23 protein-coding genes and 1 pseudogene are annotated in these 23,834 nt (G+C 58.0%); 8 read left to right on the top strand and 16 right to left on the bottom strand.

Annotation, left to right across the window (positions count from 1 at the left end; genetic code table 11):
- Window positions 1-77: 77 nt before the first annotated feature.
- From trxA to regB, 8 genes are all read right to left on the bottom strand, one after another.
- Window positions 78-398, bottom strand: coding sequence for a thioredoxin (gene trxA, locus ACR0JG_RS20535; RefSeq protein WP_170397826.1), 321 nt, complete (start codon window positions 396-398; stop codon window positions 78-80).
- A 58-nt stretch (window positions 399-456) separates the two neighbouring features.
- Complete coding sequence (addA, locus tag ACR0JG_RS20530; RefSeq protein WP_480572488.1) at window positions 457-3,816, bottom strand: double-strand break repair helicase AddA; 3,360 nt, start codon at window positions 3,814-3,816, stop codon at window positions 457-459.
- Window positions 3,813-6,740: a double-strand break repair protein AddB gene (gene addB / locus ACR0JG_RS20525; RefSeq protein WP_480572485.1), complete on the bottom strand. Its 2,928-nt coding sequence runs from the start codon at window positions 6,738-6,740 to the stop codon at window positions 3,813-3,815. The genes addA and addB overlap by 4 nt, the downstream gene beginning before the upstream one ends.
- Complete coding sequence (locus ACR0JG_RS20520; protein WP_480572482.1) at window positions 6,733-7,419, bottom strand: nucleotidyltransferase family protein; 687 nt, start codon at window positions 7,417-7,419, stop codon at window positions 6,733-6,735. Before ACR0JG_RS20520 ends, addB begins: the two co-directional genes overlap by 8 nt.
- Entirely contained in the window at window positions 7,416-8,420 is a 1,005-nt protein-coding gene (locus tag ACR0JG_RS20515; RefSeq protein ID WP_170625364.1) for a phosphotransferase, read from the bottom strand. Before ACR0JG_RS20515 ends, ACR0JG_RS20520 begins: the two co-directional genes overlap by 4 nt.
- Window positions 8,417-8,887, bottom strand: coding sequence for a tRNA (adenosine(37)-N6)-threonylcarbamoyltransferase complex ATPase subunit type 1 TsaE (gene tsaE / locus ACR0JG_RS20510; RefSeq protein WP_170407927.1), 471 nt, complete (start codon window positions 8,885-8,887; stop codon window positions 8,417-8,419). The genes ACR0JG_RS20515 and tsaE overlap by 4 nt, the downstream gene beginning before the upstream one ends.
- 40 nt (window positions 8,888-8,927) lie before the next feature.
- The gene (locus ACR0JG_RS20505; RefSeq protein ID WP_480572478.1) at window positions 8,928-10,436 is read right to left on the bottom strand and encodes a PAS-domain containing protein; all 1,509 of its coding nucleotides are present in this window, start codon (window positions 10,434-10,436) and stop codon (window positions 8,928-8,930) included.
- 64 nt (window positions 10,437-10,500) lie between these two features.
- Window positions 10,501-11,892, bottom strand: coding sequence for a sensor histidine kinase RegB (gene regB, locus ACR0JG_RS20500; protein ID WP_170397866.1), 1,392 nt, complete (start codon window positions 11,890-11,892; stop codon window positions 10,501-10,503).
- Window positions 11,893-11,984: 92 nt separating this feature from the next.
- On the opposite strand from regB, the gene ACR0JG_RS20495 reads away from it, so the two are divergent.
- Together ACR0JG_RS20495 and ACR0JG_RS20490 are read left to right on the top strand one after the other, a co-directional pair.
- Entirely contained in the window at window positions 11,985-12,602 is a 618-nt protein-coding gene (locus ACR0JG_RS20495) for an SCO family protein (RefSeq protein ID WP_170397869.1), read from the top strand.
- A gap of 87 nt (window positions 12,603-12,689) precedes the next feature.
- On the top strand, window positions 12,690-13,244 hold the full coding sequence (locus tag ACR0JG_RS20490; RefSeq protein ID WP_039542641.1) for an ActR/PrrA/RegA family redox response regulator transcription factor: 555 nt from the start codon (window positions 12,690-12,692) through the stop codon (window positions 13,242-13,244).
- A gap of 47 nt (window positions 13,245-13,291) precedes the next feature.
- Here ACR0JG_RS20490 and ACR0JG_RS20485 read toward each other — a convergent pair whose 3' ends face one another.
- The 3 genes from ACR0JG_RS20485 to ACR0JG_RS20475 form a co-directional block, all read right to left on the bottom strand.
- A complete protein-coding gene (locus ACR0JG_RS20485) occupies window positions 13,292-14,257 on the bottom strand; it encodes a glycosyltransferase family 2 protein (protein ID WP_480572476.1) in 966 nt (321 codons plus the stop codon).
- A gap of 53 nt (window positions 14,258-14,310) precedes the next feature.
- Window positions 14,311-15,135, bottom strand: coding sequence for an FkbM family methyltransferase (locus tag ACR0JG_RS20480; protein ID WP_170514225.1), 825 nt, complete (start codon window positions 15,133-15,135; stop codon window positions 14,311-14,313).
- Between the two features lie 74 nt (window positions 15,136-15,209).
- Window positions 15,210-15,803, bottom strand: coding sequence for an HD domain-containing protein (locus ACR0JG_RS20475; RefSeq protein WP_170397878.1), 594 nt, complete (start codon window positions 15,801-15,803; stop codon window positions 15,210-15,212).
- Between the two features lie 206 nt (window positions 15,804-16,009).
- Between ACR0JG_RS20475 and ACR0JG_RS20470 the strand changes: the two genes are divergently transcribed.
- The 3 genes from ACR0JG_RS20470 (at window position 16,010) to ACR0JG_RS20460 (ending at window position 18,579) form a co-directional block, all read left to right on the top strand.
- The gene (locus tag ACR0JG_RS20470) at window positions 16,010-16,324 is read left to right on the top strand and encodes a hypothetical protein (protein ID WP_170397881.1); all 315 of its coding nucleotides are present in this window, start codon (window positions 16,010-16,012) and stop codon (window positions 16,322-16,324) included.
- A 103-nt stretch (window positions 16,325-16,427) separates the two neighbouring features.
- Entirely contained in the window at window positions 16,428-17,816 is a 1,389-nt protein-coding gene (gene ahcY, locus ACR0JG_RS20465; RefSeq protein WP_480572473.1) for an adenosylhomocysteinase, read from the top strand.
- Between the two features lie 13 nt (window positions 17,817-17,829).
- Entirely contained in the window at window positions 17,830-18,579 is a 750-nt protein-coding gene (locus ACR0JG_RS20460; RefSeq protein ID WP_170397887.1) for an extensin family protein, read from the top strand.
- Between the two features lie 4 nt (window positions 18,580-18,583).
- On the opposite strand, the gene ACR0JG_RS20455 is transcribed toward ACR0JG_RS20460, so the two are convergent.
- Entirely contained in the window at window positions 18,584-19,231 is a 648-nt protein-coding gene (locus ACR0JG_RS20455) for a DUF899 family protein (RefSeq protein ID WP_480572470.1), read from the bottom strand.
- A 191-nt stretch (window positions 19,232-19,422) separates the two neighbouring features.
- Here ACR0JG_RS20455 and ACR0JG_RS20450 point away from each other — a divergent pair, with 191 nt between their 5' ends.
- Window positions 19,423-19,764 carry a DUF2853 family protein gene (locus ACR0JG_RS20450; RefSeq protein WP_170397892.1) on the top strand — a complete coding sequence of 114 codons (342 nt, stop codon included), beginning with the start codon at window positions 19,423-19,425 and terminating at the stop codon, window positions 19,762-19,764.
- Window positions 19,765-19,986: 222 nt separating this feature from the next.
- On the opposite strand, the gene ACR0JG_RS20445 is transcribed toward ACR0JG_RS20450, so the two are convergent.
- From ACR0JG_RS20445 to tsaD, 4 genes are read right to left on the bottom strand one after another with little or no spacing between them, the layout of a single operon-like run.
- The gene (locus ACR0JG_RS20445) at window positions 19,987-20,409 is read right to left on the bottom strand and encodes an EVE domain-containing protein (protein ID WP_480572467.1); all 423 of its coding nucleotides are present in this window, start codon (window positions 20,407-20,409) and stop codon (window positions 19,987-19,989) included.
- Window positions 20,409-20,678, bottom strand: a complete 270-nt coding sequence (locus ACR0JG_RS20440; protein ID WP_170407946.1) for a YciI family protein — start codon at window positions 20,676-20,678, stop codon at window positions 20,409-20,411. The genes ACR0JG_RS20445 and ACR0JG_RS20440 overlap by 1 nt, the downstream gene beginning before the upstream one ends.
- A 1-nt stretch (window position 20,679) precedes the next feature.
- Complete coding sequence (locus tag ACR0JG_RS20435; RefSeq protein ID WP_170819070.1) at window positions 20,680-21,642, bottom strand: NAD(P)H-dependent glycerol-3-phosphate dehydrogenase; 963 nt, start codon at window positions 21,640-21,642, stop codon at window positions 20,680-20,682.
- Window positions 21,639-22,736, bottom strand: coding sequence for a tRNA (adenosine(37)-N6)-threonylcarbamoyltransferase complex transferase subunit TsaD (gene tsaD, locus ACR0JG_RS20430; protein ID WP_480572464.1), 1,098 nt, complete (start codon window positions 22,734-22,736; stop codon window positions 21,639-21,641). The genes ACR0JG_RS20435 and tsaD overlap by 4 nt, the downstream gene beginning before the upstream one ends.
- A 97-nt stretch (window positions 22,737-22,833) precedes the next feature.
- On the opposite strand from tsaD, the gene ACR0JG_RS20425 reads away from it, so the two are divergent.
- Both ACR0JG_RS20425 and ACR0JG_RS20420 read left to right on the top strand, forming a co-directional pair.
- Window positions 22,834-23,547 carry a uroporphyrinogen-III synthase gene (locus ACR0JG_RS20425; RefSeq protein ID WP_480572461.1) on the top strand — a complete coding sequence of 238 codons (714 nt, stop codon included), beginning with the start codon at window positions 22,834-22,836 and terminating at the stop codon, window positions 23,545-23,547.
- 54 nt (window positions 23,548-23,601) lie between these two features.
- Window positions 23,602-23,834, top strand: a pseudogene (locus ACR0JG_RS20420) (hypothetical protein); the annotation flags it as partial.

Raw genomic sequence — 23,834 nt, 5'->3', positions numbered from 1 at the left:
TCTTGTCACGCAGTGGCTTTCACAAAAAAAGGCGCCCAATGCGGGGCGCCTTTTTTTCGTTCGCACACTAGCGAAGGTCAGATCGACTCGTCGATCCAGCTTTGCAGGGCCGCTTTCGGGGCCGCGCCAGCGCGGTTCGAAACCACCTGACCGTCTTTGAAAATGAACAGCGCCGGAATGCCGCGCACGCCCATGGCCGCGGCTGAGTTTGGGTTGCTGTCGACATCGACCTTGGCAATCTTCACCTTGCCACCATATTCGCTAGCCAGCTCTTCCAGGGCGGGGCCGATCTGCTTACAGGGGCCGCACCACTCGGCCCAGAAATCCACCACGACGGGGATATCGGAATTCTTGACTTCGGCGTCAAAGGTGTCGTCGGTAACGGCTACGGTCGACATGTCTGTCTCCTGACTGGGAATGCTTGGGCTCAGAACCTAGGTGCGGCACCGGGCAAGGTCAAGATATAGGGTTCGGTGTCAGGGCGTCCGTCACCATATCGTGTGGCAACCACATCAGGTGCGCGGTTCGCGTCCACAAGATAGCGGTGCGGATACTGTGATTGGGATAGATTTGCGACAGGGCATGGGCGTAGGCCGCCATCTGGCGCAACAGCCCTTCGGGGCAGGATTCTGGCCCGGTCGGAACAGTCGCATTGGATTTGAAATCAATTACATGCACCTCTTTATCCGTGATAATCAGCCGGTCGATGACCCCATGCATTCGTGTGCCGTTCAGATCGGCAGAGACCGAAACCTCGGTCAGCGCATCCGAGCCAAAGACCGGTTTCAGATATTCGGCCGTCAGCACCGATGTGGCCTCAGTCAGCAGATCTTGCCGCTCAACATCTTGCATATCGGCCAGAAGCCGTGCGCAAAGCTGCGGCCATTGATCCTGTGCGGCAGCAGGAAGATGTTCGAGCAACAGGTGCAGCTGCGATCCGCGTCGTTTCGCCGCCTCTTCATCCTGCCCCGCATCTCCGGGCAAGGCCTTCGCACCCCCTAGATCAGAGGGGCTGAGCGTTTCGGCTGGCGCGGGTAGATTTGGCGCGGGGTGGTCAAAAAATACAGGCAAATGCTGTTCGTTGTGCGGGATGCTGCCCTGTTCAACGGCAGGCAAAGCCTCCCAATCTCCATGCGCCAGTCGAAGGGTCTGGGTGCCGGGAACATGAGTAGCCCCTGCCCGCGCCATCGCGGCCTCAACCATCTGATACCAACTGTTGCCATCCTTGCCTACATCCCCGGCGGCCGCCACTATTAGCCACTTTTCTGCCCGTGTTAGAGCCACATAGAGCAGCCTCAGCCGCTCATTCTCCTCGCGCGTTCTGGCTTCTTGGCGCGCAGCTGCGATCAATGCAGGTGAGGCATCAGAAGGCACTTTCCACAACGGAGTATCGCCCGCCATCATGATCTCGGCATCTCGTGGTGGCTGTCGTTTACCAGTGTCCGGCAGGATTACGATCGGTGATTCCAATCCTTTTGAGCCATGAACGGTCATCACCCGGATCATATTGCCGACTCCGCTCATCTGGCGCTTGATCTCCAGATCGTCGGTTTGCATCCAGACCAGAAATCCGGTGAGGCTTGGGATATCTGTCCGCTCATAGGCCAGCGCCTGCGACAGCAACGCGTTGATACCATCCTCAGCCTCGGCCCCAAGCCGGCCCAGCAGTTTGCGTCGCCCGTCATGGCGCGTCAGGATACGTTCGATCAGATCATAAGGACGCAGAAAGTCGGTTTGATCGCGTAGGTCGTTCAGAATCGCAAGCGTTACCGGGAACTCCTCGGCACGATTGCGCAACGCTGCCCATAGATAAGTTTCCTCCCTGCGATGAGCCAGATCGAACAACTGTTGTTCCGTCCAGCCAAACAGTGGGGATTTCAGGACTGTCGCCAGGGATAGGCTGTCTTCGGGTGTGGCCAGAAAGCTCAGCAAAGCAGCCAGATCCTTGACCGCCAATTCCGCGCCCACCTTCAGGCGATCCGCCCCCGCGATGGGCAGGCCCTCGCTTTTGCAGGCGCGAATGATCTCGGCAAACAGGTCCGAGCGGCGTTGGACAAGGATCAGAAAGTCGCGGGGCTGCACTTTGCGCCGGACAAATGTCCCCGACGCATCGCCATCATCGGGAATGGTGGCGCCATCCCTGATCATATCCTTGATCGACCGGGCAACTTGTTCTGCCAGAATGACGGTGTGATGCCGCGCGCCGGGTCGATCAACGGGATCGGTCCAATCGGTGTCATCCTCGTCTTTAACCTTCTCGATCACCGGCCATAGGTCGACGCGCCCAGGAAGATCGGCCTTGAATGCCCGGTGTAAGGCATCCTTGTGGAACCCGGCCTCTACATGGTTTTCGAACAGTATATCGACCAGCCCAAGGATCGCGCTGGACGAGCGGAACGAATATTCCAGCGTTGAATCCCACAGTTTAGAGCCTGATTCTCGAAGTTTCCGCCCAAATTCGGCCTGCATCTGGTCAAAGGCTTGCGGGTCGGCGCCCTGGAAGGAATAGATCGACTGTTTCTTGTCGCCGACCACAAAGATCGTGCGTTCAACTCCGGATCGGGCCCCTTCCCCGCTGGTAAATTCCTGAGCCAATTTTTCGATCACGTCCCATTGATCCGGGCTGGTGTCCTGCGCTTCGTCCACCAGAATGTGATCGATGCCACCGTCGAGCCGGTACAGCACCCATTCTGCGACCGCCGGGTCGTTCAGCACCTGACGTGCGCGCAGGATCAGGTCATCAAAATCCAGCCAACCCCTAACCTGCTTGCGCCGCTCGTATTCCGGAAGGAAGGCCGCGGCAAAGCGATGTAATACATGGGTTTTCTGGGCCGCAACCAGCGCCAGTCGTTGTTCCCGCGCGGCTTCAACCCGCAGCATCAGGGCCTCGAGCTGGGGCATCCGATCTGCCAGCACCCCTTCACGCAGCGCCTTGGTTGGAAAGCTGTTGAGTTTTGCGGCAAAGGGCTCTTTCGCACCCTTACCCGTCAATAGGACGTTTTCAAGTATCGTCAGTTTGCTCAGCCGGGCGTCGGTAAAGCCGACAAGCTTGTCGGCGGCCTTGGCATTGTTCCCTCCGCTTTCCGAAAGCGCGGGTAAAATGGACTGGATCAGTTCGACCTCACCGCCCAGAAACACGTTACGCAGCAGGACCTGTTCATCAAAACCTTCGGGCAGATCAAACCGTTGCAGAATGTCCGGCCATTGCAGCACATGTTCAAACTGATTTCGTTTCTGCGCAACAGCGGCAGTCAGTTTGTCAAAACCGGTATCGGTGACAAAGCGGGCAACGTCTTCGATCAATTCGGCCTGAGGGCCGTCGGCAAAACTTTCAATGATCTCTTCGCGCAGCAACGCCGCAGCCCGGTCTTCCATTTCGGAGAATTGAGGGCTGACCCCTGCCTCAAGCGGGAACCGTCGCAGCAGCGAAGCACAGAACGAGTGGATCGTCTGGATTTTCAATCCACCGGGTGTCTCGATGGCGCGGGCAAACAGTGTCCGTGCTTGCGCCAACCGGTCGGGATCGATCAGGCCTGGTACGCCAAGTTCGACCAACTCAGCCTGAAGGTCGCCGTCGCCCAACATTGCCCATTTGCCAAGACGTTTGAACAACCGGTTCTGCATCTCGCTGGCCGCGGCCTTGGTATAGGTCAGGCACAGGATATGCTGCGGCTGTACGCCATCCAGCAACAGCCGCGCCACCCGGTCGGTCAGCACCCGGGTCTTGCCCGAGCCCGCATTGGCCGCCAGCCAGGTTGAGGCGTCCGGGCGCGCGGCCTGAACCTGCCGTTCGGTGGCATCATTGCGGGGGGTCATGTCAGGTCCTCCGGTTCGGTTTCCGCCGAACGATCCCACTCGCCGAACCGGGCGAGGTGATCATAGTCCCCTATATCTGTGTCCTTGTGCAGCATCCTGCGTGAAGAGAACCCCTGATCAGGCTCTAAATAGGCTGACACGAGCTCTTTCAGTTCGGCCAGCACCTTGTCGGTCGGCTCTTTCTGCAGCGGTGCGGGCACTTCTTTATAGGTGCCGCCCATGCCAATGAAGATCGCCTGTGCAACGGGAAGCGGATCGAATCCTTCGATACCGCCCTGCTCGGCCATTGCAGCTTCGATCAGCAGTTGTTTGTCGAATTTGGCTTGCTGACTTTCTGTCGGCGGAGTGCCCGTCTTGTAGTCGATGATACGCAAGGCCCCCTGCCCGCTTCGATCGATTCGGTCGGCACGTCCGGCAATGGTGAAGTCCAGCGGCGTCAACGCCAGCCGCATTCCAACTTCAAATGCTACAGGCCCGCCATCGGCGCGGCGCTGAATCTCGGCGGACAGAAAGCTATCGGTAATCCGCTCTAGCCGCGCCAGCCACAGCTTTCGGGCAGTTGGCCACGCAACGTAGTCGTCCAGCAGAGCTTCGGCGCGTTTCAGGAAATTTTCTCGGGTCAATAAAGCCGGATCCAGAACGCTGTCGCGCACGAATTGTTCCATCACCTCGTGGATGACGATACCGCGTAGCAGGGCATCTGGCGCCTGAACCAGCGGGTCCAGTTGTCTCAATCGCAGGATATGCCGGGCATATATGGCGTACGGATCGCGGATCAGGCGTTTGATTTCGGTCACCGATAGCCGCCGTGGCCGCGCCGCGACGGGTGGTCGTGGCGACGGGCGGTGCGCGGGTGCGATTCGGGGTGCATGTTCCAGCATCTCTGCCCAATCCAACCACCGTTGGCCCCGCGCATGCATTGCTTCTAACGCGCTAGTTCCACCCTGTTCAGGCAGGCCTAGCAACAGGTTGGTCATGCGGTTCAGCCAACGGGATGGTACAGTTTCCGCATCATCCGAGCGGGTAGCGCGGGTCAAAACCACCTCTGCCGCACCTGCCGCCTGCTGGAAGTCATGCGCGGACAGACCGATCCTGCGTTCGGGCAGTAAAAGACCGGCCTCATTGCGCATCTGACGGTTCAGCCAGGGGTCGGGTGCCGCAGCCTCGGGCCAGCTGCCTTCGTTCAAGCCACCCAGAATTAGCAGATCCGCACCCTGAACGCGCGCTTCCAGGGTGCCCCAGATCATCAGATGCGGGTGAGGTGCATCACGGTCGCGGACTTCTTCACCTGCCAACAACGCGCCCAGAAGGTCGGCAAAGTCATAGGCGGTCATCGCACCGCCATGCTGTGCTTCGGCCTCCAAAGTGGAGATCACCGCAAGCGCCTTCTGGCCCGCGTTCTTGTCCCACAATGTGCCGGATTCACCGGTTGTACCTGCCGAGATCATCTCGGCCAGCGTGCGAAGCCGGGCGACCCAGTCCGACAGTGGCTTTTCGGCGGGGTCGTATTGATCGCAAAAAGTCTCGGTAACCCAGCGGACCCAGTCCTCGGGCGCTTCAGTACGAATGGCGAAAGCGGTCAGGCTGGCGCTGTCGGGAAAGGGCGGGCCATAGCGACGCAGGTCAAGCTCAAGATCGCGGGTATGCAGCAGGTGGCTGCCCCGGTCGCCCCCGTCATGGCACAGTGGGTGTTTGAGCAGCGTCAACAGAGCCTCGCCATCCAGGCGGCGCGCGAACAGCCCGGCGACATGGCGCAAGAACCGCCCGGGCGGAGACAGCTGCAGTGGCAGGCCCGCGCTGTCATCGGGCAGGATATTCCACCGGTCCAGTGCGGCGCTGACCTGCCGGGTTAGCATCCGGTCGGGGGTGATTAGCGCGGCGGTCTGGCCGGTCTCGGCGGCTTGCCGTAGGCGTAGCGCAATGGCCAAGGCCTCGGCCCGGGGCGAGGGCGCCTCGATCAGCGTCACATCCTTGGTCGCACCGTTCAGGTCGGGCAGGAGCGGGCCTTCAGTCATCCATGCGTCGGTGACCGGGGCAGGGCGCAATGCAAGCGAAATCAGCTTGTTACGGGCAGGTGAAGGGGCCTGATCCGTGGTCCATGGCCGGATTTGATCCGGGCGAAGCCCTAGCCCAAGCATCAGCTTGCGGAACCGGTATTGAGGATGATCCTCAGATGTCAGCGGGTTATCCAGATTGTGCCAAACATGTTCAGGCTGGTCGAAATCATAGCCAGGCAGCACCAGCGCCCCCTGAGGCAGACGCGCGACCGCCTGCATCAGCATCAGGGTGGTCCCGCGAGACCCGGTAGAGCCTGCCAGAATGACAGGATGTTCGGGCGGCGATGCCTCCCAGCGCGCGATCAGGTTCTCGACCACGCGCCGCTGTCGGGCCTGCGCATCCAGCGCGTCCGAACCGGATTCCATGAACTGATCGGCGATGCCGATAAAGGCCTGCGCCCGCGCCCAATGGCCGGACATGTCGCTGACATCCAGTTGCCTGATCGCATCGTGAGAGACACCTTCGCCCTGCATCTCGTCGATAAGCCCGGCCAGGCTGTCAGATAGATCGAACAGCGAGGACCGGGCCGCCAGATCGGGTTGCTGGTCTAGCAGTTTTGCGATCAGCTGCGTCAGCTCCAGCCTGCGACGCAGAGACGGGATTGCGGGTGGGATCTGCGCCAGATCGGCGCTTTCGCCAAGATCGGTGACCAAAGAGAGGCGTGGCAAAAGGCAAGCGGGACCCTGATCAAACAGATCGCGCACCCGGCGCGCCATCCGGCGGGTGTTGATCACCAGTTGCACCCGGGCCAGCGCGTCGGGCGGCTGCCCCACAAACCGCTCATGTAGCCCGTCAACCAACACCTTGGGAAAATCCGCTCCCGGAGGAACGGCGAAGACCCGGGGCAGGGCGCTGGGCTCAAACATCGGCAATCAACCCTTCGGCCAGATCAATACCCTCGGGACGCCCCACATCGCACCAGCGACCGGGGTAAGACAGTGCGAACAGGCGCTTTTGCTGCAGCATTCGATCCCACAATACGTTCAATGAAAACACGTCCTCAGCGATATCATGCAGCGCTTCGGTTTTCAGAATTTGTGCCCCGCCGTAAACAAGACCTGCACCGCGGACGATCCGCCCTGTGCTGTCCTGAGTGAAGTCACCAGGGCCTGTGTGGCCAAGGGTTTGCCCAACTGGAACGCACATCAGCAGCGCATCCATTTTATCCGGGTTCCACTGATCCTTCAGTAAATTCAGTGGGTTGGGCCCAGCCCAGATTGCGTCGCTGTTCAAGGTGAATACGGGATCGGATCCAAGCAGAGGTAGCGCTGCGCGCAGCCCACCACCAGTATCCAGAATGCGCGGTTCTTCCCGCGATATCATAACGTCGCAGCCCGCCAGATGATCAGCCAACTGATCAGCGTGATAGTGCAGGTTGGCAACAACCCGCAGCGGCCTGAGTGCATCGACCAGATCCAGTGCGTGATCAATCAGGGGCCGCCCGGCCACCTCGATCAGCGGTTTGGGCCGGTCTTTGGTCAGGGCACCCATGCGGGTGCCAAATCCTGCGGCAAACAGCATTGCAGCTTGGGGGGTGCCGATCATTGCGCCCTCAGCTTATCCAGGTTTTCGGGGCTTGGGGCGGGCAGGGCGCTGCGCAACAGGTCTGCCACCGGCACCAACGCGGGATGTTCGAGATCGCGCATCAAATGTGCCCACGCAGCCGGGATCAGGTCGACGTAGTGTGGCTTTCCATAATCGGTCGCCAACCGGGCAAAACCGCCCAGAATGCGCAGGTTACGCTGTGCGCCCAGAACAGCATATGCGGTGCGGAAATCATGCCCATCGACGCCGGTTGCGGTGATATAGCGGTCGATCATCCTCATCTCGATCCCGGCGGGCACAGTCCGACGCACATCCTGTAGCAGTGACATCAAATCATAGGCGGGATGCCCCAGCATCGCGCTTTGGAAATCCAGCAGACCGACACGCGCCAGACCTTCGCGCTCGGGCAGCCAGATCAGGTTTTCTGCGTGGTAATCGCGTTGCACAACAACCCGCGTTCCGCCGGTTTCCCGGTGCAGGATATCCGCAAAGCGCAGCTCGAACCGGGCGCGGGCCTCGTCGTCGTGCGATCCAAGAATGCCTTGTGCATATTTCGTGAACGACAGCGCCGCCAATTCGGTCATCATAGCGGGGTCGTAACTGTCGAGCGAAAGCGTCGGCGCCGCGTGAAGATGGACAAGTACATCGGTTGCGGCGTCATACAGCGTGCGCTCAAGCGTCGGATCGTCCCGCAAGACGCGTGCGAACAGATCGTCGCCCAAATCTTCGAGCAACAGAAACCCGTATTCGCAGTCCTCGGCGTAGATTTCCGGCGCACTCAACCCAATGGAACGCAGGTATTTCGACATACGCACGAAGGGTTCAACAGCTTCGCCCTTGTCGGGCGGAGCATCCATCAAAACGGCGGTCCGGCCGGTGGCAGGGTCGGTCAGACGCTCGTACCGGCGGTTCGAGGCATCACCTGCCAAAGGCGTATGCCGTGCGCCGTTCCATGGTGTCTGCGCGATCAAGGCTTCTGCCAGAATGGCCCGGTTCGTCATTGGATCCCCTCCAGCTTGGCGTTCCATTTCGGGTCTGTCCACGACATCTTAAGTTGTCGCGTATCTTGTTCGTTGGCGTCTGTGGTGAACCGGATCAGTAAGGCCGGCTCTGGCGTCAGAGGACCCAGCTTTTCAGGCCACTCGATCAGGCAAATGCCGGCGTCGAAGGCGTCGACCAGCCCTAGCTCTTCGATCTCTTCCACGGCAGAAAGACGATAGAGGTCTGAATGCCAGACCTCTCCAAGCTGCGTCTCGTAAACCTGAACCAGAGTAAAGGTCGGCGAAGGCACATCTTCGGGAGCGGACAGAAGAGATTGAATCAATGCGCGTGCGAAATGGGTTTTGCCGCTGCCGATGGTACCTTCAAGCAGGATAGTATCGCCAGACTGCAATGCGCCTCCCAGTTTGGTGGCAACTTCAGCAGTGTCGAATGGGGATTTCGAGGTCAGAGTCAGCGGTGCGTTCATGGCGTCACAATGAACCTGCGCCGGGTCGGCTGCAACCGGTTCACGCGCTGATTTTTTGTATTTCCGTGATGTTCCTGACCGGGTTGTCCGAGGCGAAACGGACAATTGTTGCCCCGTTTTGCATGGGGCTGACCGTGCAGTTCAAAGAGCCGCCGGATTTTAGGATCAGTTCAGCCGACCATTCGGCCCGATTCTCGCGCGCGGTGACGAATTCGCGGATCTCGCCAAGGATCGGCGTGGCGGTGCAGTGCTCCTGCCATTGGCGTGTGATTTCCAGCACCGTTGCTGGTTCGAATCCTACTTCGCCGCTGTCGCCCCACAACACCTGATAGGCGTAATTTGTGATCGCCAGCGAACCGTCATCCGAAAACACCGCGATGGCATCAGCCAGCTTGTCCAGAATGGATTGCATAAGGTCCGTTTCAGCGCGGAACCGTCGGGTCAGTGTGATTTCGGCGGTGATATCTTCGAAAAGGAAAGCCACGGCCCCATCGGGATGCGGGCGACCACTGACGGAATAGACCGATCCTGATGGCAGCGACCAGGTTTCCTGATAGTTCCCGTCCTGTGCCGCCTCCAGAAGGTCGTTCATCTGGCGCCGCCAACTGCGATAGTTCTTAGGCTCGGGCATCATGTGCTGGTCGCGAAGCCGGTCAAAAAAGCTGGACAGGCTTGGGCGCAGGCTCAGGAAGTCGGGTGGCAGGGTGGTCAGATCAATCAGCGCTGGATTGAACAGGGCCAGTTGCCGGTTGCGGTCAAAGATCGCTAGGCCAATGGAGAGCTGTGCGAAGGTTTTGGTCATGGTCTGCACAAACTTGCGCTGTGCTGTCTCGGCTTCGACAATCGCGTTGATATCGACCGCGTAACACAACTGATCCTGTTCGTGTGCGACCTGGGTCAGGTCAAACCAGAGCTTGGCATCGCTGTCCCTGACCGGAATCGAGACACGGGTTTTTCGACTCAGCTGCGCCTCGTCCCTGTGAGAAGGAAACAGAGGGTCCGTCAGATCGGCATCCGGTCCCGCGATCTTGCGAACCAACCGTACATAGGCCGCATTGCACCAGCCCACCTTATCACGGTGATCTATCAGCCAAACAGGGTAGGGCGCCTGCTCCATCGCCAAACGAATTGGATCGCGCTGGTCACGGCGTGGCGCAGGGATGGTCCCCGTCAGATCACGTAATTGAACCCGAATGATACCGTCGATCCACTCGCACAGAACCTCGCGCTCGACTGTGCAGTCGATGGCTGAAACGGCGATGTTGCCCCCGGACCGGACAATCTCGGGCGTTTCGGGGAAAGCGGGAAAATCTCGTTGCAGCAAACGCCGCAGATCAGCCCAGTTGCTGACGGATTCGTAACCTGCCAGCGCAATATCGGAGTGGCTGATCAACCGGTCGCCATCGAACAGGAAGACAACATCGAACAGCGCTCCGGGCGCTGACAGCCCGAAATCTCTTGTTTTGGCCTGATGGCGTGGCAAGAGCCACAACATCGCAAAGCTGGCCGAAACCACACTGATTGCGGCCAGAACGATCCATTCGGCCATTGCTCCAACCCCCAGGTAAAACGTTTGAATCTATATGAACAACAATGGTTAACGGGGTCTTAACTCAGATCTGGAACGGTTGGTTGGCGCCCGAGGGAACCGGAGTGTCCCCGGTTTGCGCGTCGATCAGCTTGCGCGGCCAAACGACATTGACGATCGCCCCCCTGCGATCCGGTTGGTCAGTCAGGGTCTGATAAGGGTCCGCGCCATTGGCGAAGCTCAGTTCGGCACCGCTGCGTTCCAGCAGGGTTTTGGCGATGAACAGACCTAGCCCCATGCCTTCGTATTCCGGCCGACTACTGCGATCGGCGCGGCGGCGGCGCATGAACGGGTCACCAATCCGACCTATGATGTGGGAGGGGTAGCCGCGACCATCATCCATGATCGAAACACTGATCCGGTCAGAGGTCCATTCAGCTTCGACCCAGACCGTCGACTGGGCAAAATCCACTGCGTTCTGGATCAGGTTGCGCAGCCCGTGAATGATCTCGGGCTTGCGCAGGATCGAGGGCTGCTGCACATCGCCATCCGCAACTGGTCCCTCGTCGAAATGCACCACTTTACCACGATTGATATGTGGCTCTGCCGCTTCATGGATCACGGTGGACAGAGGCGCCTGACGCAGGTGCAAGTCATCTTTCCCAGCTCGGCCCATATCGCGCAGGATGTCGCGGCAGCGGTCAGCCTGTTCGCGGATCAAGGCTGCGTCCTCCATCAGCTCAGGCCGGTCGTCCAGCTCTTCGATCAGTTCTGAACTGGCCAGCTTGATCGTAGCCAGCGGCGTACCCAACTCATGTGCGGCGGCGGCCACCACACCACCAAGATCAGTCAGCTTTTGCTCGCGCGCCAGCGCCATATGGGTGGCCGAGAGCGCTTCAGACATCGATTGAACTTCGGAACTGATGCGGTGCGAATAGGCGCCGATGAAAACGATGGCGATGATAATCGCCGCCCAGTTTCCGAACAGCAAAATATCGGGGATATCCAGCACCAACCCCAGATTGGTTCTCAGCGGGAGGTGGAATTGCGCCAGCAACGTGGTCAGGATCACCGCAACGCTACCGATGATCAGGGTCGAGCGGGTGCTCATTACATTCGCAGAAATCGTCACCGGACCCAGCAACAGCAGCGCAAACGGGTTGTTTAGCCCCCCCGTCAGATACAACAGGATCGACAGCTGCAGCAGATCGAACAGCACCATCAGGAAGTTCTCGAATTCCGACAAGCGCTTGTTTTCGGGAAACAACAGAATCGCCGTGAGGTTACCCATCACCGAAATGCCGATGACGAAATAACACAATGCCAGCTCAAGCTGAACGTCGTAATATTTCTGTGCAACCGTGATGGCCGTGAACTGGCCGATAATGGCGACCCATCGCAGCAGGATCAGCGTGCGCAGCCTGATCCAGGTACTGCGCTCCTGCCCACGCCAAAGACTGGTGTTGGAATTCGTCATCTGTCGATTATGTCCTATTGCGTCGGTCCGACATGTTGATAGGTGTCCCGGCAGAATCGATCAACATCCCCTTTCGTATCAGGATACGCGCCATGGTTCGTCTTTATGCTATTCTCGCAACTGTTGTTCTTGCAATTGGTCTTGGCGCCATGTGGCTGTTGACGAGGGGCGGCGCGGACGACAAATACGCGCAGTGCCGCTCGTCTCAGATTGCGGGCGGGAGCGCGGCGATCGGCGGGCCGTTCGAACTGCTTAACGCCAAGGGTGAGACGGTAACCGACAAGGATGTGATCACCGAGCCCACGCTTGTCTACTTCGGTTATACCTTCTGCCCGGATGTTTGCCCCTTTGACATGTCGCGCAATGTCGACACGATCGATTTGCTGGCCGAGCGCGGTCAGTCGGTGACGCCGTTGTTCATCTCGATAGACCCGGATCGCGATACCCCCGAGGTCGTGGGCGATTTCGCATTCAACCTGCATGAACGCGTGATTGGCCTGACCGGATCGCCCGAGCAGATCAAGGCGGCCAGTAAGGCGTACAAGACCTATTACAAGGCCCAAGACAAAAGCGATGAGTATTATTTGGTCGACCACTCGACCTTTACCTATCTGATGACGCCCGAGGACGGGTTTCTGGAATTTTTCAAACGCGATGAAACGGCCGAGCAGATGGCGGACAAGATTGGCTGCTTTCTTGATCAGGCCTGATCCTCAACAGTCGGTTTGACCTTTGGAATGGCGCTGCTATTACTCATGTTTAAGCCAAGAGGCATGAAATAGCGGAAAGACCCACATATGGCAGACAGTTCCCAGCTTGAAATCGGCCCCGACAAATCGCTGCTGCTGGTAGATGATGACGAGCCGTTTCTGAGACGTCTGGCCAAGGCCATGGAAAAACGCGGATTCGAGGTTGAAACCGCGGGTTCCGTCGCCGCAGGCCGCGCCATTTCCACAGCCCGCCCACCTGCCTATGCCGTGGTTGATCTGCGACTTGAAGATGGCAATGGGCTGGACGTGGTTGAAGTGCTGCGCGAAAAACGCCCCGACAGCCGGGTTGTGGTTCTGACCGGTTATGGCGCCATCGCCACCGCCGTTGCGGCGGTCAAAATTGGTGCAACCGACTATCTGTCCAAACCCGCCGACGCCACTGACATCACCAACGCTCTGTTGGCCAAGGGCGACGAACTGCCCCCGCCGCCGGAAAACCCCATGAGCGCCGACCGCGTCCGCTGGGAACATATCCAGCGCGTTTATGAGCTGTGCGACCGGAACGTCTCGGAAACCGCGCGCCGGTTGAACATGCACCGCCGGACGTTGCAGCGGATTCTGGCGAAGCGTAGCCCAAGGTAGACCCTTAAACTCAATAGTGTGTTTTCCCGGGCCGTTCCAAACGACTTTCAGGGCGCGGGTTGAGCCTGAGTTTGGAGCCTCAGCGCGTAATTCTTAAGGCAGGCAGAGTGCGCGCACCCAACTTTAGGCAATAACAGCAACTCATCAACCTTTGCCTGTAGCTTGCCACCCATCGCCAGCATTCGATCATCCACAACGCTGTTCTGGTTGTACTTGTTCCAATACCTTTCACGAAACCGGCTGGACCGGTTGGGTGCATCTGTCGCTTTCGTGCCTTGCCCGCGCTGCCGCTTGAGCGCGAAACTGTCTCGCGTTTTCACCGGGTAGTGAATGACAGCAGCCCAATCGTGTGTAGACAGATGCTCGGGCGCGGCACCCAGCGCATGTCTTCGTCGCAATCCCGAACGATACATGTGTTCGTGCATCGGCAGGCCCGCAGCATTTACAAATTGCGATCCATCGTTTCGAAAGTCCGGTCGCAAGTAGGGCCGGTGCAGGCCAAACCCCCGTATTTTATCAGACTTTCGAAAAAGCGTTTTGAAGTAGCGATGCAAATTATGATCTGTATCGGCACGCTTTAGGAATCGTTGCGTGACCAGCCCCGATTCCCACTTGTCGTTGCCCCCATTTCCGAAGATCAACCAATTCACGGCGATGCCCTCGGCGAAACCGGAACAGCGTTCGACGAGACCTGCGACCTGATTTTCATCGTTTGCACAGAAAAGAAACTCATCGCTATCAAGCCACATCAGCCAATCGGCATCGTTAAGCGAAGGATGCGCATAGGCCGTTTCCGCCGCTGTATGCTGTGGTACTTGCCCGGGTTTCAGATCTTGCAGAACATGGGAAATAACCCCGTTTTTATCCAGCGCATCAAGCAGCTCGGCGGTGCCGTCTGTCGAGTCATTGGTGTAAATCAGAATAGGATCAAACCCGACCAGCAGATGATACGCGATCCACTCAAGTATAAACGGCCCTTCATCCTTGGCGCAGGAGAACAGTCCGACCTTCATATCGGCTTGGCCTGAGTGGGTTTGATCATGATCGCGGTTCTCCCTTGCACGGCCTATCTTCTGAAGATGATATTACGTTGAGTTTGAAAGGCATTTTCATAGCCACGATCGGAAAGTGAGGCAAACAGGCGTTCGGCGCTATCACCAAGATTCACGGTTTCCAGCTGTAGATATTGGGGAAGCGCTGCATCTACTGCGCTTTCAAGAAAAGGCATAAGAATGTTCGGCTCGTGCCCTTCAACATCAAGCTTGGCAAAATCGGCATCATGCAGATGTGTAAGCTCAAGCAGTGTTCGGGTCTGCACCTCAATCGTATCGTATTTTGATAGCTCCAGATACGCTGGGTCGTTTGCCAAGCGCGCCTGACCAAGATTGGTGGCCGTGTCGCCCCGCTTTTCTATGATAAGTGTCGCCTCACCAGTTTCGCCCGCGATCGCGAAAGTGTTCAGCTCCACGTTGCCAAATCCGTTCAGAGAGCAATTATTGCTGAGGCGTTCGGCCAGTGTCGGATTAGGCTCAAACGCATGAATCCGGGAGTCCGGGCTAAGAATTGACGACAAGAAAAGTGAATACAGACCAAAATTTGCCCCGATATCCAAAACCTTGAGAGTCTTCCCCGCAAAACTGTCTTTCAGCCAATTCAGCTCAAGCTCTTCCGGGGACCGGCCCTTCTGCCAAAGAGAGAATTCGCTGAAATTGTCATAAGGGTGCAGGTGGATTCGAATACCCCGGTAGGCGATCAACTGTGGCAGCAGTGACTTTCGGATCAGATTGCGCACCCGCCCTCGGCCTGTCAGATTGTACGCTTCACGTAAACACGCGTTGGCATATTCCATCTGCGCGTTCGTGACCGGTATCTGGCTGTCTGCGTCGCTCATCTGAACCTGCGTCCGATTATGGTCTTGTTTTAGCGGAAAATTAGCATAGGCCGAGCTGCTGATCTATTGGCGACCTAAATGCTGCCCAACAATTCCTGATGCCGCGCGGTATAGGCCTGCCGCACCTCAATCGGGGGACGCAGTTTGATCTGCAACCCCTCTAGTATTGCCTTGTCCGGACGACCAAAGAACTTTGATGCTTCGGTATCAGAAAAACCCGCGATCTGCGTCGCCTCCATCCAGGCGCTGATCTTGTCCGCCTTCTTGATCTGGCGTTTCACTGTTTTTGGTACCACGGCGGGCAACCCGAAACGTATATGAATCGCAGCAGCCAGCCGGTCGTCTAAATCACCATAATCCGGGCCAACGGCGGATTTCACCGGAGAGATCATGTCACCAATCACATATTCGGGGGCATCGTGTAACAGTGCCGCCAACCGCCATTTCGTCGGTGCATTTGGTGCGATGCGGCCAAAGAGCTCTTCCACCAGCAAGGAATGTTCGGCCACGGAATAGGCAAAATCCCCGTTGGTCTGACCGTTCCACCGCGCCACAAAGGCCAGCCCGTGCGCGATATCTTCGATCTCGATATCCACGGGCGTCGGGTCCAGCAAATCCAGCCGCCGTCCCGACAGCATTCTTTGCCACGCTCTGGGTTGTGTTGCCATTTTACCATGCCTTGTGAACTGGGACACGTTCAATTCGCGTTCTTGTGGTATGATGTATCTGTCTGGATCACATGCTGCCAACAATTTCTTGAGCATTCGTGCTTTGAACCTGCGCGATACGATCCCGACATCAAGGACTGAGGGGGGTGCTGACTCCTCCCAGTTGCGCCCTCTCGAAACGAAACTCGTATCGAAAGGAGCTTGCTATGTTCAAGCGTTTGTTTGCAATAACCCTGACCTTCGGAATGGCCGCAACCGCGCCACCCGCCTTTGCCCAGAACTGCGCAGAGCGCGAGCACGTGATTACCAAACTGCAAGACAATTACTCCGAGGAATTAACCTTTGGCGGTCTTCAGAAATCACGTGGCGGGCAGACGGTCATGGAGGTTTGGACCTCGAAGGAAACGGGAAGTTATACCGTTTTGGTGACCCAGGCGAACGGCATGAGTTGTATTGTCGCCGTTGGCACTGATTTTTTTGAAGCGATCCCCAAAATCAAGGCAGAGGGTACGCCAAGCTGATATTTTGTCACCAGACTTCCTGTTTCCGGCCATCCACATTGCCTCCTGTCCCAAGGAATGCTAGGGGCAGCCCGGACCAAGATTTACCGGAGTGGAGAGCCTGATGGCCGGGGACTATATCGTTAAGGACAATTCGCTGGCCGGGTTTGGCCGCAAGGAACTGGATATCGCTGAAACGGAAATGCCGGGCCTGATGGCCCTGCGCGCCGAATACGGTGAAAGCAAGCCGCTGTCTGGCGCGCGGATCGTCGGTTCACTGCATATGACCATCCAGACCGCCGTTCTGATCGAAACACTGGTGGCGCTGGGCGCTGATGTGCGCTGGGCGTCGTGCAACATCTTCTCAACGCAGGACCACGCGGCGGCGGCGATTGCCGAGGCTGGTATTCCCGTTTTTGCCATCAAGGGCCAGACGCTGGAAGAGCATTGGGATTATCTGGACAAATCCTTCCTGTTCGACGAAGGCCCCAACATGATCCTGGACGATGGCGGCGACGCGACGCTGTACATCCTGCTGGGTGCACGTGCCGAGGCAGGAGAGGACATTATCCCTGTTCCGGGTTCGGAAGAGGAAGAGGTGATCAAGAAGCAGATCGCCAAGCGCATGGCCGCGTCTCCGGGCTGGTTCACCAAAATGCGCGACCAGATCCAAGGCGTCTCTGAAGAAACCACCACCGGTGTAAACCGCCTGTATCAGCTGGTGAAAGACGGCCACCTGCCGTTCCCGGCGATCAACGTGAACGACTCGGTCACCAAGTCGAAGTTCGACAACAAATACGGCTGCAAGGAATCGCTGGTTGATGGTATCCGCCGCGCCACTGATACCATGATGGCCGGTAAGGTTGCTGTCGTCTGTGGCTATGGCGACGTGGGCAAAGGCTCGGCGGCTTCGCTGCGTGGTGCTGGTGCTCGTGTGAAGGTGACAGAAGTTGACCCGATCTGTGCCCTGCAGGCCGCGATGGACGGGTTCGAAGTCACCCTGTTGGAAGACGAAGTCGCAAACGCGGATATCTTCATCACCACCACCGGCAACAAGGACGTGATCCGCATCGAGCACATGCGCGAGATGAAAGACATGGCCATCGTCGGTAACATCGGTCACTTCGACAACGAAATTCAGGTGGCCAGCCTGAAGAACCACAAATGGACCAACATCAAGGAACAGGTGGACATGATCGAGATGCCCTCGGGCAACCGCATTATCCTGCTGTCCGAAGGTCGCCTGCTGAACCTCGGCAACGCCACCGGTCACCCCTCGTTCGTGATGTCGGCCTCGTTCACCAACCAAGTTCTGGCCCAGATCGAGCTGTTCACCAAGGGCGATGAATACAAGAACGAAGTCTACATCCTGCCCAAGCATCTGGACGAAAAAGTTGCCCGTCTTCATCTGGACCGGATCGGCGTGAAGCTGACCCAGATGGACAGCGATCAGGCGGCCTATATCGGCGTAAAACCCGAAGGCCCCTACAAGCCGGAACACTACCGCTACTAAGTGCGAAAGACGCATGACCAAGCCTTCCAGACGCCGCCGAATCCTGCTTTCGGCGGCGTCTTTTCTTTTCGGCCTCTTAACGCTGTTGACCTTGTTGGGCGGCGGCGTTTGGTGGCTGCTTGCCCATCCCAATACGCCTGTACCCCCGCACTGGAACCCGCTGCGTGATCTGACCGTGACCGCGCCAGTGACTCCGGTCACTCCCTACCAGTTGAACCGCGCACTGGCGGATGACGCTTTATGCCGTGCAGCCTTGGCCGAGGCTGGAGCTCGGTTTGATCCGCTGGACGATCTGGTGGTGGACCAGAATTGCGGAATCGAGGGACGCGGCCGGTTGTCCGGTCTGGTGAACGCCCGCGTCACTGCAGTCGAGACCCGGTGTGCCACAACTTTGCGGCTTGTCATGTGGGAACACCATGTTGTGCAACCCGCTGCGCAGCAACTACTGGGGACTTCCGTCAGCAGAATGCGCCAGATCGGCAGCTATAACTGCCGCCGGATGCGGACCGCGCAAGGACAAGACAATGGTTGGAGCAGTCACGCAACTGCGGACGCGATCGACATCGTCGGAATGGATCTCTCGGACGGGCGCAGCTTGAACCTGCTGGCTGACTGGGACGCTGACGGGCCCGAGGCCGATTTTCTGCGCCAGATCTGGCGCGGAGCCTGTGACTGGTTCCGCGTGGTGCTTGGCCCTGATTACAACCGCTTACATGCCGATCACTTCCACCTGCAGGGGCCCGGCTGGGGCTACTGCCGATAGTACCTCAGCGTAGAGGTGGGATAAAATCGCCGCGGCCCTGTGGTGTGAAATCCAGCACATTCCACAAAGGCCAAGCTGCATCCACATGCCGGGGATGCCAGTCGCTGGGTTCAAAGAACAGCTCGGAACTCCAGAAGTGATGAATGCCATCAGGGAGCTGTTGAAAGACATTCAGGATGGGAAGCTGATCGCCCCCTTCGGTCTGGGCCAGATAGTCACGTTGGTAATTCGTCCCTAATGCTGAGTAGAGCGGCAGCGCATTCCAACCCATCTCATCCTTGAGCGCCGAGAGTTTTTCGGGCGTATTCTGCGCTACTACGGCAACCGAGGCGTTCTGTATGAGATGGTGGATCTGAGAGTTCAGCCCATCCAGAAACGCCGAACACATAGGGCAGGGGCGTTCCGCGTCGGGTCCGTACATCAGCGAATAGATGATCAGCGTATCCTTATCGCCAAACAGCGACGACATAGGCGCACCCTCGCCTGCCAGATCTCGGAACGCATAATCGTTAGGGGTTTCGCCTCCGGTTGGAAGAGAACGGCGCAAGGCCGCGACCTCTTCAACCTTTGCTCTCAGGTCCCGCTCGGCGGATAGAAGTGCATTACGAGCTGACCGATATTCGGTGGTTTCATTCGGTAACGTTACGGGCATGGAGACCTCCGGGAATCATAATTAACAAAAATGTTAAATAATAAATCTGAAAAAATCAAATCACCGAGTCCCGCGAAGTTCAGCCTAGGGGGAAACCTTGTGATTTTTCCCTTTTGGGAATTCCGCCGACAAGGCTAGTCTCTCGTGCATCGGTAAAAAGTTCCGTGACAATGGATTAAGGAGATTGGGACATGGGCAAACGCGACGAATTGATCGCCAAATACGCTGAAGATCTAAAAGGCAAATGCGGGATGGACCCCGATATGGACCTGCTGACCAAGGTCACCATCGGTTGCGGTCCGGCGATCTATGACGCGGATGCGTCGACAGTGGCGGCCAGCCAGGAAGGCGAACTTGAGACGGTCAAGAACAACTTCCTCATCAAAAAGCTGGGCCTGTCGGATGGTCCCGAACTGATGGAAGGGATCAACAAGGCCATGGAGACCTATGGCATGTCCGAGCGTAACAAGTACCGCGCTGTCGTCTATTACATGCTGACCAAGCATTTCGGCAAAGAATCGGTCTATAGCTGATCCAGCCAAGAACCATTTCAGCACCCGTCGGTCTTACCGGCGGGTGTTTTGTATTTGATTGAAACTCTAAATACTTGGCGTTTGAAGCGCGGTTCTGAAATCGGCTAAGGTCAGGATATGACCAGGACGGTCAGAACCAACAGATTTCCGTATGCGTGTGGTGAGCTTGGGAGCACGCGGGGTAGGGAAGGTTCTGAAGTCGTCAGGGCCTTCCCTTTTCATTCAATCCGCCTCGGTCTGGCCCAGTCCGCAGATCGCCTGCCATTCCGCGTCGCTGACCGGTTGTACGGATAGGCGCGAGTTCTTGACCAGAACCATTTCACCCAAACGCTCATCCGCCTTAATCTGATCCAGTTTGACCGGAATTGTGAAAGACCGGACGGCTTTGATATCCACGCATTCCCAACGCTCATCATCGGTTGTGCTGTCGGGATGGGCCTCGGCACAGACTTCGACAATGCCGACAATCTCCTTGTCCTTTTGCGAGTGGTAGAAAAAACCCCGGTCACCAATCTGCATCTGACGCATGAAATTGCGGGCCTGGTAGTTGCGCACCCCATCCCATTCCTCGCCCGCGTCCCCCTTGCCGACCTGCTGATCCCAGCTCCAGGTCGAGGGTTCGGATTTGAACAGCCAATACGCCATCAGCCGATGACCTTTTTCCACGGGATCAATTCAACCGAGTCGAACAGGCCGGCCAGCGCGTAGGGGTCATTTGCGGCCCAGGCCTCAGCGGCGGCCAGATTCTCGACATCCAGAATGACCAGCGATCCGATCATCGCATCGCCGTCCAGTAACGGCCCGGCCTGCGCCACAACACCGGTTTCTTCAATGTAAGCCAGATGGGCCGTGCGGTTGTCCAGCCGGGTCTGTAGGGCACCAGCTTTATCCCGGGCGATCAGGGCGATGAGCATATTATTCCTCCTTGAGTGGGCGACCCAGCAGGGCCTGAATCGCGTCGGTGACACTGTAGGCACCGCTGCTGAGTTTCGCCACCGTTGCGCTGATGGGCATGTCTAACCCTTCGCTCGCTGCGATTTCGGACATGGCCTGCGCAGTGGCGACACCTTCGACGGTTGTCGTGGTGTCAAATGGCTTGTTTAGACCCAAACACAGGCCAAAACGATAGTTTCGCGACAATTCGGATGAGCAGGTCAGCACCAGATCACCCAGCCCCGATAGCCCCATCAGCGTATCGGGCCGTGCCCCGCGCTGGGCGGCAAAGCGCTGCATCTCAGAAAATCCGCGTGTGATCAACGCAGCGCGGGCGCTATCGCCAAGCCCTGCACCAATGGCCGCGCCACAACCAATAGCCATCACATTCTTTAGCGCTCCACCTAGCTCTGCTCCGACGGTATCGGCGGTACGATAAAGACGCAGATTGGCAGTTGTCAGCTCTTGCTGAAGTGCTTCACCCAGTTCGGCATCATCACAAGCCAGCGTCAACGCCGTAGGCAAACCGCGCGCGATATCATCGGCAAAGCTGGGGCCAGTCAGCAAGGCCGGTAGTGCGTCCGGAACGGTTTGACGGATGACTGCAACGGGACCCAGCCCCGTGGAAAGTTCGATCCCCTTGCAGCAAGCCACCAAAACCTTGCCACCCAGTTCGCCGGTATATTGCGTCAACGCATCGCGCAGCTTTTGCATTGGGACGGCCAGTAACAACACATCGGATTGCGCCGCTTGTTCTAATTCAGCTGTCACTGAAACACTGGCGGGCAGTGTAACGCCTGGCAAACGTCGCGGGTTCTCGCGCCCGTGCTGCATCTGCGCTGCTTGCTCGGCATCTCGTGACCAGAGAGTTACAGGCCCATTGCCCGCCAAAGATATCGCCAGAGCGGTTCCAAATGCGCCAGAACCAAGGACGGTCACGCTCATGCCTTGGCCCCTTTTTTGCCGCTACCCAGCATTGCAGGGCTGGTTTGATCCAAGGGCCAGCGGGGCCGCGCCGTCAGATCCAACCCATCTCGTGCACCGGTGCGGAATCGTTCCATACCCGCATAGGCGATCATTGCGGCATTATCAGTGCACAAAGCCAGCGGAGGGGCAGTAAATCGGGTGCCCATTTCCGCAGAAACAGTCTCTAATCCTGAGCGAATAGCGGAATTTGCTGCGACACCTCCGGCAACGGCAATAACCGGTTCTGACGGTGATGTCTCAAGATACTGGGCAATCGCGCGGCGGGTTTTCTCAGCCAAGGTATCAACAATAGCCTGCTGAAAACCGGCACACAGATCAGCGCGATCTTGTCGGGTCAGTCCCCCTTTTTCGGCTACGACCTTATCCCGCATCCGCATCAGCGCGGTCTTGAGTCCCGAAAAAGACAGGTCACATCCGGGGCGATCCAGAAGGGGCCGGGGAAAGCGGAAACGTTTGGCATCACCCGCGCGCGCCTCAGCCTCGACCGAGGGGCCACCGGGCTGGGGTAAGCCCAGCAGACGGGCGGTCTTGTCGAAGGCTTCACCGGGGGCATCGTCGATCGTCCCCCCAAGGCGGGTAAACTGTTCCGGTCCATGAGCGATCAGATATTGGCAGTGACCACCCGAGACCAGCAGCATCAGGTAGGGAAAGGCAATCTCGTCGGTCAGTCTTGGTGTCAGCGCGTGCCCGGCCAAATGGTTCACCCCGATTAGCGGCAACCCGGTTGCTGCACTTAGGCCCTTTGCGCACATCACGCCGGATATTACGCCGCCAATTAAGCCGGGACCTGCGGTGACAGCGATAGCGTCCAGATCATCTAAGCCAATTTCGGCCTGTGTTAGAGCCTGTTTGATGCAAATATCCAGCTTTTCCGCATGCGCACGCGCTGCGATCTCAGGCACAACGCCACCATAGACGCTGTGCAACTCAGTCTGGCCATGCACCACGGATGACAGGATCTCGGCCCCTTTGCCTGTGCCCTGCCGCACAACGGCGGCTGCGGTATCGTCGCAGCTGCTTTCCAGTCCAAGGACGGTAAGTGTTTGCACCATAGGCCTGATCCGTTGCATCATGATTGCCAAGCGGGGTATCACCCCGCGCGGATGCAAACAATCCCAAGGCCGAAGGCGCCGACCGTTGTATTTGTTGATGACCCGCCCTCGCGCCGCCTCGGACAGGTTCGTTGCGCAACTGCCGGACCACATTCGGTCGCATGTCGCGGTTATCCATTCACCCTTGTTAAAGATCGAACCGCTGGGTGTCATGGTTGAGTCCGATGATTCTGCTGGACTGATCTTTTCCTCGGCAAATGGCGTGAATGCCGCCGCCCTATTGAATGTGGAACGCAGCCTGCCCGCCTATTGCGTTGGTCCGGTGACCACGCAGGCAGCGCAGGCAGCAGGGTGGGAAGCGCAGATGCTGGGTGCGACGGCCGAAGGGCTGGTGGCCAATCTGCTGAAACTCAAGCCAAACAGCCCGCTGCTACATCTGCGCGGAGAACACAGCCGTGGCAACGTGGCCGCGCGTTTGACTGAATCCGGGCTGACCACCCGCGAACAGCCGATTTATCGGCAACAGCTTTTGCCGCTGAGTGATGACGCTTCCCACGCCGCCAAAGGTGATCAGCCCATCATCGCCCCGCTATTTTCACCCCGCACAGCGCGACAATTTGCCGATGTCTGGGCCGGATCTGCGCCTCTGTGGCTGGCCGCGATCAGCGAAGCCACAGCGGAACCCCTTAAAACACTGAGTTTCGAGCGGCTGAAGATCGCGGATGAACCGACCCCGGACAAAATGCAGAAAGCCGTGAAAAAACTCGTGAAACACGTGATGCGGGTTGAGAGCGCGCCGGGTGCAGATTAACTTGGGTTAGTCTGTTGTTCATGTGTTTTGGGAATCGATAAGGGGATTAACGCGGTGGCTGATAAGAAGAAACCCGATCAGGAACCGGTCGAAGACCCCAGCGTCGAAGAGGTGGTAGAAGCCGCCGAGACCGAAAGTGATGCAGTCTCGGATGAGAAATCCGTTGACGCGGATAACGCTGCGGACGAATTGACTTCCGAAGCCGAAGCCGAAGCCGAAGCCGAAGCCGAAGCCGAAGCCGAAGCCGAAGCCGAAGCCGAAGCCGAAGCCGAAGCCGAAGCCGAAGC

It is taken from the genome of Ruegeria sp. AD5 (assembly GCF_056542345.1).
The sequence above is the reverse complement of the archived record's forward strand: the minus strand, read 5'-3'. Positions and strand labels throughout refer to the sequence as shown.

Coding starts and splice junctions, on each gene's coding strand:
- ACR0JG_RS20475 (WP_170397878.1), bottom strand. CDS start 15,803: ATGGCAACACAACCCAGAGCGTGGCAAAGAATGCTGTCGGGACGGCGG.
- trxA (WP_170397826.1), bottom strand. CDS start 398: ATGTCGACCGTAGCCGTTACCGACGACACCTTTGACGCCGAAGTCAAG.
- ACR0JG_RS20480 (WP_170514225.1), bottom strand. CDS start 15,135: ATGAGCGACGCAGACAGCCAGATACCGGTCACGAACGCGCAGATGGAA.
- ACR0JG_RS20470 (WP_170397881.1), top strand. CDS start 16,010: ATGTTCAAGCGTTTGTTTGCAATAACCCTGACCTTCGGAATGGCCGCA.
- ahcY (WP_480572473.1), top strand. CDS start 16,428: ATGGCCGGGGACTATATCGTTAAGGACAATTCGCTGGCCGGGTTTGGC.
- ACR0JG_RS20425 (WP_480572461.1), top strand. CDS start 22,834: ATGACCCGCCCTCGCGCCGCCTCGGACAGGTTCGTTGCGCAACTGCCG.
- ACR0JG_RS20490 (WP_039542641.1), top strand. CDS start 12,690: ATGGCAGACAGTTCCCAGCTTGAAATCGGCCCCGACAAATCGCTGCTG.
- ACR0JG_RS20515 (WP_170625364.1), bottom strand. CDS start 8,420: ATGACGAACCGGGCCATTCTGGCAGAAGCCTTGATCGCGCAGACACCA.
- ACR0JG_RS20450 (WP_170397892.1), top strand. CDS start 19,423: ATGGGCAAACGCGACGAATTGATCGCCAAATACGCTGAAGATCTAAAA.
- tsaE (WP_170407927.1), bottom strand. CDS start 8,887: ATGAACGCACCGCTGACTCTGACCTCGAAATCCCCATTCGACACTGCT.
- regB (WP_170397866.1), bottom strand. CDS start 11,892: ATGACGAATTCCAACACCAGTCTTTGGCGTGGGCAGGAGCGCAGTACC.
- ACR0JG_RS20440 (WP_170407946.1), bottom strand. CDS start 20,678: ATGCTCATCGCCCTGATCGCCCGGGATAAAGCTGGTGCCCTACAGACC.
- ACR0JG_RS20520 (WP_480572482.1), bottom strand. CDS start 7,419: ATGATCGGCACCCCCCAAGCTGCAATGCTGTTTGCCGCAGGATTTGGC.
- ACR0JG_RS20445 (WP_480572467.1), bottom strand. CDS start 20,409: ATGGCGTATTGGCTGTTCAAATCCGAACCCTCGACCTGGAGCTGGGAT.
- addA (WP_480572488.1), bottom strand. CDS start 3,816: ATGACCCCCCGCAATGATGCCACCGAACGGCAGGTTCAGGCCGCGCGC.
- tsaD (WP_480572464.1), bottom strand. CDS start 22,736: ATGGTGCAAACACTTACCGTCCTTGGACTGGAAAGCAGCTGCGACGAT.
- ACR0JG_RS20485 (WP_480572476.1), bottom strand. CDS start 14,257: ATGAAGGTCGGACTGTTCTCCTGCGCCAAGGATGAAGGGCCGTTTATA.
- addB (WP_480572485.1), bottom strand. CDS start 6,740: ATGTTTGAGCCCAGCGCCCTGCCCCGGGTCTTCGCCGTTCCTCCGGGA.
- ACR0JG_RS20455 (WP_480572470.1), bottom strand. CDS start 19,231: ATGCCCGTAACGTTACCGAATGAAACCACCGAATATCGGTCAGCTCGT.
- ACR0JG_RS20495 (WP_170397869.1), top strand. CDS start 11,985: ATGGTTCGTCTTTATGCTATTCTCGCAACTGTTGTTCTTGCAATTGGT.
- ACR0JG_RS20460 (WP_170397887.1), top strand. CDS start 17,830: ATGACCAAGCCTTCCAGACGCCGCCGAATCCTGCTTTCGGCGGCGTCT.
- ACR0JG_RS20505 (WP_480572478.1), bottom strand. CDS start 10,436: ATGGCCGAATGGATCGTTCTGGCCGCAATCAGTGTGGTTTCGGCCAGC.
- ACR0JG_RS20435 (WP_170819070.1), bottom strand. CDS start 21,642: ATGAGCGTGACCGTCCTTGGTTCTGGCGCATTTGGAACCGCTCTGGCG.